The sequence below is a fragment of the Bacillus sp. 05T22 genome (genome assembly GCF_056396765.1).
The window spans coordinates 1-5,141 of the sequence record NZ_JBFTMC010000180.1 but is presented as its reverse complement, the minus strand read 5'-3'; the positions used below and the strand labels follow the sequence as shown (position 1 = coordinate 5,141).

6 protein-coding genes and 2 pseudogenes are annotated in these 5,141 nt (G+C 32.8%); all 8 read left to right on the top strand.

What is annotated here, in order from left to right; genetic code table 11:
• On the top strand, positions 1–660 hold a 660-nt coding region (locus AC1DIT_RS27060; RefSeq protein ID WP_476998548.1), incomplete at its 5' end, for a pentapeptide repeat-containing protein.
• A 295-nt stretch (positions 661–955) separates the two neighbouring features.
• Positions 956–1,228, top strand: a complete 273-nt coding sequence (locus tag AC1DIT_RS27055; RefSeq protein WP_249922735.1) for a hypothetical protein — start codon at positions 956–958, stop codon at positions 1,226–1,228.
• Positions 1,195–1,512, top strand: coding sequence for an HNH/ENDO VII family nuclease (locus AC1DIT_RS27050; RefSeq protein WP_016133086.1), 318 nt, complete (start codon positions 1,195–1,197; stop codon positions 1,510–1,512). Before AC1DIT_RS27055 ends, AC1DIT_RS27050 begins: the two co-directional genes overlap by 34 nt.
• On the top strand, positions 1,496–1,924 hold the full coding sequence (locus tag AC1DIT_RS27045) for an SMI1/KNR4 family protein (protein WP_016115409.1): 429 nt from the start codon (positions 1,496–1,498) through the stop codon (positions 1,922–1,924). The genes AC1DIT_RS27050 and AC1DIT_RS27045 overlap by 17 nt, the downstream gene beginning before the upstream one ends.
• Positions 1,925–2,199: 275 nt before the next feature.
• Positions 2,200–2,361: pseudogene (locus AC1DIT_RS27040) on the top strand (ADP-ribosylglycohydrolase family protein); the annotation flags it as partial.
• 787 nt (positions 2,362–3,148) lie between these two features.
• Complete coding sequence (locus tag AC1DIT_RS27035; protein ID WP_016115408.1) at positions 3,149–3,280, top strand: hypothetical protein; 132 nt, start codon at positions 3,149–3,151, stop codon at positions 3,278–3,280.
• A 214-nt stretch (positions 3,281–3,494) separates the two neighbouring features.
• A complete protein-coding gene (hblC, locus tag AC1DIT_RS27030) occupies positions 3,495–4,814 on the top strand; it encodes a hemolysin BL lytic component L2 (protein WP_476998547.1) in 1,320 nt (439 codons plus the stop codon).
• 65 nt (positions 4,815–4,879) lie between these two features.
• A pseudogene (locus AC1DIT_RS27025) lies at positions 4,880–5,131 on the top strand (HBL/NHE enterotoxin family protein); the annotation flags it as partial.
• Positions 5,132–5,141: the final 10 nt, after the last annotated feature.

Below are 5,141 nucleotides of genomic sequence, written 5' to 3'. Positions count from 1 at the left end.
CAATACAATGATGAGGTTATAGATCAGTTAGATATGAGTGATTTGGACCTTACTTTTTCAGACCTGTCAGAGGTAATGGGAGATCGTATTATGGCAAAACGGGTCATGTTAAGGGCTTCTTCATTAATGAGAGCATCGTTTTCTGATTGTGATTTTGAGTTGGCTGATTTCAGAAGTTGTAATTTAGAGGAAATACACATTGCAGATTGTAGGTTTGGCGAAGCGGATTTCTCTAAAGCAAATATGAAATATGCAAAGATAAATATAAGTAGTTGCTTCGAGACTTGTTTTGATGAAGTTGATTTTTCATATGGAGAATTAGTTGGAACAATTTTAAATCATGCTACTTTTTGCCATGCGAATTTATATAGAATTGATGCAAAACAGGCCGACTGTACGGGAATGGATTTTAGCAGCGCGAATCTTACAGAAGGTAACTTTGAAAAAGCGTATTTAGAAGATGCAAATTTATCAGAAGTAGATGCTAGAAATGCAGATTTAACAAATGCAGATTTAACAGGAGCGACCCTTTTAAAGGGGAATTTTACGGATGCGAATTTTACCGGTGCCAAACTTGATAATGTGGTTTGGAAGGGAGCAAATGTAGAAGGAGCTAAGTTTGACGAAAGTGTGAAGGAACAAGTATTAAAAATGATATAGAAGCTGATATATAGAAGGCTTATTCCATTTAGTAAGAGAAATAGGTCTTTTTTCTATGGATAAAAAACAAAAAAAGAAAAATTTAATGGTTACAGAAGGACAGAACAAAATGATTGGGGAAGGGTAGCTAAAAGAAAAGAGTTGTCTCATAATTTAATTGATTATGTTAAAAAATAGAAATCACAAGATGTATCAGTTTAGCGCAAGAATGGCCGAGGTTGTAGATTATATATTAGCTTCCCTCAAAAAGGCTATGAACCAGCTGGAAACGGTGTATTGGCAGGGAAGCAAGGCGGTGAGCCCAGGAAAGGTTACCAAGTGGGTTAATAAGCATCATGCAGACAGTAGTAAGAGGATCAATGATGAGATTAAGGAGCTTGAGGCTTCGCTTGCTAAGGGTACAGGAGATGATAGCACTTATCGACACCTTAAAGATTATGAAAGTAATACTTATTTTACTAGAAGTGTAGAGTATAATGCAGGTAAAGAAGGAAAAGGCTTTAGTTATAAAGTCTATCAAAGAGGAGATATTGATTGGAATATGGTTCGAACAAAGGGAGTGGATTAACAAATGCAGAAGCAGCTGCTAAGTATGGTTTAGCACCTATCCTTGATAATGCGGGTAGTGTTGCAACGTTACATCATTCGCAACAAAAAGGAGTGGGTCCATTATTTGAAACATCGACTAGGTCTCATAACATTAGTAATGCCAAAAGGGCACCATTACATCCGTATAAAGGGAAGTTAAATCCATTTTATCGCATGGATGAGCCAATAAGAAGAGCACTCCAAAAAGTAGATTATGTAAATTATTGGAAAACTGGAGGGGATTACAATGAATGCTTTGCCTGATAAATTAGACCAAGCTCTTGAAGAAGATATTTATAAACGTGAAGATAAGAATAAAGTGAAGGAGACATTAACTAACCTAGGTGTAGAAGTATCTGATACATTCAGAGAATTTTATTATCGGTATGCAGGACCTTTTTGGGAAGAACACGTTCCTTACGAGTTACTAGATGTTGTAGATGAAGAGAATAGTATTGAATCATACACAATTATTGCTCGAAATGAACATGGATTTCCTAAAAAGTATCTAGTTTTAAGTGAAATGTCAGCAAATGCCGTACTAGTACTTGATAGTGTAACTGATAAAGTTTACTCGGTTAATTTTGAAGGTGGAGATGAGCTACTTTTAAGCGGAGAGTTAAAGGAAACTTGGCCAGCATTTTATGTGTTTTTAAAAGAATATTTTAACTGTTAGATGGAGATTAAGTTAATGTTGGGTAAAATGATTTTACTCACGATGCTAAGTAAGCGCAAGGGGTTATAGTAACTTTATAAGCTTATATATGTATGAAAACGATAAAGCTCTTGTAAACATACAGGTGAAGAGAATTTATTTGAAGTTGATAAAAAATGAATCATTTGTTTAAAAGTAGAGACTCATGATGGTTGTACCATCATGGGCTACTATATGCAATGATTTAATTGAAAGAGGAGTACAAGTTTAGACGAGACGACATTTTACTGGGTAACGGGAAAGCTGAGTTCGATAATGGTAATGGTGCAATAATGAGAATAGCACCATTGGCTTTTATACTACTATATACTGAGTTTGATTTTATAAAAGAAGTAAAAATGATAAAAAGATATACTGAAATTACTCATGCTCATCCTCGTGTTATAGTAGGTTCCATTCACGCACCTTTTTTAGAGTAATAGTATCAGTATGTCCAAGATTTAGAGATTACTTGCAATTATCTTGAAGTTTTCGCACCAGAACCGTATTTTTTGTACCAGAACCGTGTAGGTTCTATGTCTCTATCAAATAATTTTTTGCACCATAACTCCGTGTAAACAAAAAATTTTCTTTCTCTACAGCTAGCTATTTATAAGAGCACATCTTATTTAAGCCTTTATTCGGATATGTAATTTTGCATATCTAAATAAAGGGGATAAATATACAGAGTGTGATTAAATTATATTAAAAAATAATCAAGTATTGTTTAAATATTCAAATAGTTATTTTTCACTCGGATATATCAAGTTGTAACTATTATAATTACTTAAATAATATTAAACAATAATTTTAGAAGTATAATATTTCCACTTGCATTAATATTCAATAACTAAATTATTGAATATAATCGACAAAATTCTACTATTTACGCATTGAAAGTTTAATGTTTTAATAAAGGTGTAATTGGTATGACCACTAAGAGGAGGAGAAGGTTGTACTAATAAAAGTGCAATTAAAGTTGCAAGTAACATCATGTCAAGTTTATTTTCATAATACTCAGTTAATTTTGTTTGGTAATAATTTAGAATCAAAAAAACATCTTATTTGTAAAAAATAGAATTCTAAGTTTCTACAAAGCAAAAATGATCTTATTTTATTCCGAGGTGAAAGTATAAGCAATGTACAGTATAATTTCATCTTTTGTAATCTTGTAGGGCTCTTACCGACAAAACTAAGAGGGATATTATGAAATTACTATCAAAAAAAGTCATGGCAGGGTTAGCTGTAGGAGCAATGAATTTATCTATCTGGGCTCCTGCAAGTCAAGCAGCAATTCCAGAGAAACATAAATATTTATACTATTCATTTGGAAGCTAATTCAGATATAGGTGATGAAATTTTATAGTTTACTTTTAAATGAGGAGGAAGTAAGGTCCTTACATTCTATGAGAAGTAAATAATAACGAGAGTTTAACACTCTATCTGAAAGACTTCTCCTTCCTCAAGAGTGTGCAAGAAAAGAGCCTATCGTTAGAGCGTTCAAGATGTATGTATAAGATTGTAAAAAGACAATAGTAAAGAGGTGTTCGGAATGAAAAATAAAATAATTAAAGGATTTTTAATAACATCCATTGTAACTGGGGCGAGTATTCCTATCAATACTCTCGCAACACCAATCGTTCAAGCAGAAACGCAACAGGAGAACACGGATATTTCCTCATCATTACGAAAATTAGGTGCACAATCGAAATTAATCCAAACATATATAGATCAAGCTTTAATGAGTCCTAATGTACAGCTTGCAGAAGTTCCATCTTTAAATACGAACCAAGATCTAATCAAGAAAGATATGAACGAATGGTCAACGGAACTTTATCCAAAATTAATTCTATTAAATGCAAAAAGTAAAGGATTTGTAACTAAATTTAATAGCTATTATCCAACATTAAAAGCGTTTGTAGACACTAAAGAAGATAAAGAAGGATTTTTAGATAGACTTGAAGTTCTTCAAGACATGGCTATGACGAACCAAGACAACGTACAACGTCAAATTAATGAATTAACAGATCTTAAATTACAGCTTGATACGAAACTTAAAGATCTCGATACTGATGTGACAAAAGCGCAGGTTGCCCTAAGTTCAGATGGAACAGGGAAAATCGACCAGCTAAAAAATGAATTACTAAATACCCAAAAATCAATTCAAAATGATTTACAACAAATCGCATTGTTACCAGGAGCTTTAAATGAACAAGGGTTTGTTATATTCAAAGAAGTCTATAACCTTTCAAAAGATATCATTGAACCTGCTGCTCAAACAGCGGTGGCAGCGTATAACAAAGGAAAAGAAATTAACAACTCTATTTTAGAAGCAGAGAAAAAAGCAGAGAAAGAAGCGACAGAAAAAGGGAAATCTGCTCTAGAGATTGAAGCTGCCAAAAAAGCTGCTCGTGAAGAAATTGAGAAAAGCAAACAAGCTGAAATAGCTGCAGCTGCAGTTACAAAAACGAAAGAGTATGACCTTACGAAAGTTATTGACCCTGAAAAAATTAAAAAAACATATAGTGCTTTCGCTGAAGTAAATAAACTAACAGCAGAGCAACGAGCACATTTAGCTGATTTAGAGACACAAAACCAAAAATTTTATGATTTAACAAARAACCTAAAARTAGCAGATTTACAAAAATCMATGCTTCTTCTTATGCAAAATGATTTGCATACGTTTGCAAATCAAGTGGATGTAGAACTTGACCTAATGAAACGCTATAAAGAAGATTTGAATCTAATCAAAAATAATATTACAAAATTATCTACTAATGTTGATACAACTGACCAGCAGTCTCAAAAAGATACATTAAGACAATTAAAAAATGTAACAAGTTACCTTGAAGAACAAGTTTATAAATTTTAATATTATGTTTTTGAAATCTACAAAGATTATAAGAATCTATCGAAAGACTAAGGAGGAGAATAGATATGAAGAAATTTCCATTTAAAGTGTTGACTTTGGCCACTCTGGCAACGGTTATCACTGCTACTACCGGTAACACTATTCATGCATTTGCACAAGAAACGACCGCTCAAGAACAAAAAGTAGGGAATTATGAATTAGGGTCTGAAGGGCTGAAGAAAGCATTAACTCAAACAGGATCTAATATTCTTGTAATGGATTTGTACGCAAAAACAATGATTAAACAACCGAATGTAAATTTATCCGGTATTGATTTATTGATTTAGG